Annotated in this window: 2 protein-coding genes and 1 pseudogene; all 3 read left to right on the plus strand. The window is 70.9% G+C overall.

What is annotated here, in order from left to right; translation table 11 throughout:
- The first annotated feature begins 99 nt into the window (after positions 1–99).
- Positions 100–675, plus strand: coding sequence for a hypothetical protein (locus tag I6U14_RS00815; protein ID WP_296896088.1), 576 nt, complete (start codon positions 100–102; stop codon positions 673–675).
- Between the two features lie 126 nt (positions 676–801).
- Positions 802–2,577: an arginine--tRNA ligase gene (argS, locus tag I6U14_RS00820; RefSeq protein ID WP_296896089.1), complete on the plus strand. Its 1,776-nt coding sequence runs from the start codon at positions 802–804 to the stop codon at positions 2,575–2,577.
- A gap of 13 nt (positions 2,578–2,590) precedes the next feature.
- A pseudogene (locus I6U14_RS00825) lies at positions 2,591–3,093 on the plus strand (hypothetical protein); the annotation flags it as partial.

A 3,093-nucleotide genomic window follows, 5' to 3' on the forward strand; every position in this document is an offset into this window, starting at 1 on the left:
CGCGGATGGGCCGGGGGCAGCGGCTGGGCGTGGGGGGGGGGGGGGTGCTTGGGGGGGTCGGCCGGCGGGGGCGGGCAGCGCATCCTGTTGGGGACCCAAATGCGGGCCAGGGGGCGCCACCGGGCCGGCGTGACGCTGGGGGTCAGCCTGGACCTGGACCACGGCCTCTACGGCAGCGACTTCCGCGCCACGGAGCGCATGGCCCAGCTCCTGGTGCAGGTGGCGGGCCGTGCCGGCCGTGCCGAGCGCCGCGGCACCGTGATGCTGCAGACGCGCCATCCGCAGCATCCCATGCTTACCCTGCTGCTGCGGGAGGGCTACGGCGCCTTTGCCACCGCTGCGCTCCAGGAGCGCCTGGAGGCCAACCTGCCGCCCTTCAGCCACCAGGCCATGTTGCGCGCGGACAGCCCGCGGGAACAGGCAGCGCTCGACTTTCTGGCGCAGGCACTGGAAACAGCCCGACCGCTCGCGCCGCCGGAGGTGGAGTTCTGGGGCCCGGCGCCGGCGCAGATGGAGCGCCGCGCCGGGCGCGTGCGCGCGCAGCTTTTGCTGCAGGCGCCCGCGCGCGGCGTTCTCCAAGGTGTGCTCGCGGCACTCCTGCCGGCGCTGCGTGCGCTGAAGCCGCCGCGTGATCTGCGCTGGAGCATCGACGTCGACCCCCAGGAAAGCCTCTGAGCGGTGCAGACCCGCCAAGGGCCTTTCCGGTATCCTTGCGAGGCTAAAGCCCCGACCGTCCGGCCCACTGCCAGCCGCCCCGAAACAGCTACCCCCGAAACCGCCCTGCGCGACGAGCCGAGCCGCATGAAGTCCGAGATTCAGCAAACCCTGCAACAGGCGCTCGCGGCCCTCCACGCCGAGGGACTGCTCGCCGAGTTGCCGGCGGAGCCGCCGCAGGTGGAGCGCGCCCGGGACTCGGCGCACGGGGACTTTGCAACCAACGCGGCCCTGGTGCTCGCCAAGCAGGCGCGCATGAAGCCCCGGGATCTCGCCGAGCGCATCGTCGCCGCATTGCCGGCGTCGGCAAGCGTCGCCACCGTGGAAATCGCTGGGCCCGGGTTCATCAACTTCCGCATCGCAGACAGCGCCTACCGGGTCCTGGTGCCCGAGATCCTGCGCCTGGGTCCGGATTACGGCCGCTCGCGACTGGGCGCGGGCCGGCGCGTGCAGGTGGAATTCGTCTCCGCCAATCCAACGGGTCCGCTGCATGTGGGGCACGGCCGGGGTGCCGCTTATGGTGCCGCGGTGGCGGACCTGCTGGCGTACGTCGGCTTCGACGTGCACAGGGAGTATTACGTCAACGACGCCGGCCGGCAGATGGACATCCTGGCCACGTCCGTTTGGCTGCGTTACCTGGAGCTCTGCGGGGAGGCACTGGACTTCCCTTCCAACGGCTACAAGGGCGACTATGTCTGGGACGTCGCTGCCAGCCTGCACCGCGAGCACGGCGACGACTACCGCGTCGACGCCGACAGCGTCCGCGAGGGGCTGCCGCCGGACGAGCTCACGCCGGGCGACGGCGGCGATAAGGAGGCGCACATCGACGCGCTGATCGCCGCCGCCAAGCGACTCCTCGGGGACAATCGCTACCGCTTCGTCTTCGAGCTGGGGCTGAACACCATCCTGGACGATATCCGCAGCGACCTAGCCGAGCTCGGCATCACCTACCAGGAGTGGTACTCAGAACGCTCCCTGGTGGAATCCGGCGCCGTCAACCGCGCCGTGGAGCGCCTGCGTGAGGCTGGCCACGTCTACGAGCAGGCGGGGGCGCTGTGGTTCCGCTCCACGGCGTTCGGCGACGACAAGGACCGTGTGGTGGTGCGCGAGAACGGCCAGACGACGTATTTCGCCTCCGACATCGCCTACCACATGGACAAGCTCGAGCGGGGCTTCACCCGCGTCATCGACGTCTGGGGCGCCGACCATCATGGCTATGTGCCGCGGGTGAAGGCGGCGTTGTCGGCGCTGGGCGACGATCCGCGCCGGCTGGACGTGCTGCTGGTGCAGTTCGCGGTGCTCTACCGGGGCGGGCAGAAGGTGCAGATGTCCACCCGCTCCGGGGAGTTCGTCACCCTGCGGGAGCTGCGCAAGGAGGTGGGCCGGGACGCCGCGCGCTTCTTCTACGTGATGCGCCGCTGCGAGCAGCACATGGACTTCGATCTCGACCTGGCCAAGAGCCGCAGCGCGGACAACCCGGTCTATTACGTCCAGTACGCCCATGCAAGGGTGGCAAGTGTGCTGCAGCAGGCCGCCGAGCGCGGCATCCCGCTGGACCTGACGTCCTTCCCCGGCAGCGGTAAGCTGGATCGACTCACCGAGCCCCACGAAATCGCACTACTCAAGACCCTGGCCCGCTGGCCGGAGGCCGTTGAGGACGCGGCGCTCAGCGAGGAGCCGCACCAACTGACGCACTATCTGCGCGAGCTCGCCAACGACTTCCACACCTATTACAACGCACACCAGTTCCTGGTGGACGACGCCGAGCTGCGCGACGCGCGGGTCCAGCTCATCCTGGCGGTGCGCCAGGTGCTGCGCAACGGGCTGAACCTCCTCGGCGTCTCGGCGCCGGAGCGCATGTAGACGAGACAACCGCATGACCCGAGACTATCGCAAGGGCTCCCCGCCCCCGCGCCGGCGTAAGGAGCCGCGCGGCACCTGCGCCTTCTGGTTCCTCGCCGGCGGGCTGGTGGGCGCCTTCGGCGTGGGCGCCGCGTGGATGCTGAATGACCAGCAGCTGGCACAGCAGCCCACAACGGCTGCAGTCGCGCCCCAGCAGGCCGAGGACCCGCGCCCGAAGCCCAAGTTCGATTTCTACGAGATCCTGCCCAAGGAAGAGGTGGTGGTGCCGGCCGAGCGGCAGCCCGAGCCCGTGCCGTTGCCCGAGCCGGGCCCGCAAACCCCACCCCCGGCCCAGCCCCCCCAGGTCGAGTCCGCACCCGCACCAGCCCCCAACCCCCGGCCGAACCGCCACCCTCTCACGCTTGGCCCCTCCCCCCCCCACGGCCCACACCAACAGCCCCACGCCGGGCCCGGCCCCCCCCGGCCCCCACCCCCACCCCCACCCCCCCCCACGCACACACCCAACACCCCACCCCC

Origin of the sequence: Thiohalocapsa sp. (assembly GCF_019695415.1) — a bacterium.
Classification (GTDB): domain Bacteria; phylum Pseudomonadota; class Gammaproteobacteria; order Chromatiales; family Chromatiaceae; genus Thiohalocapsa.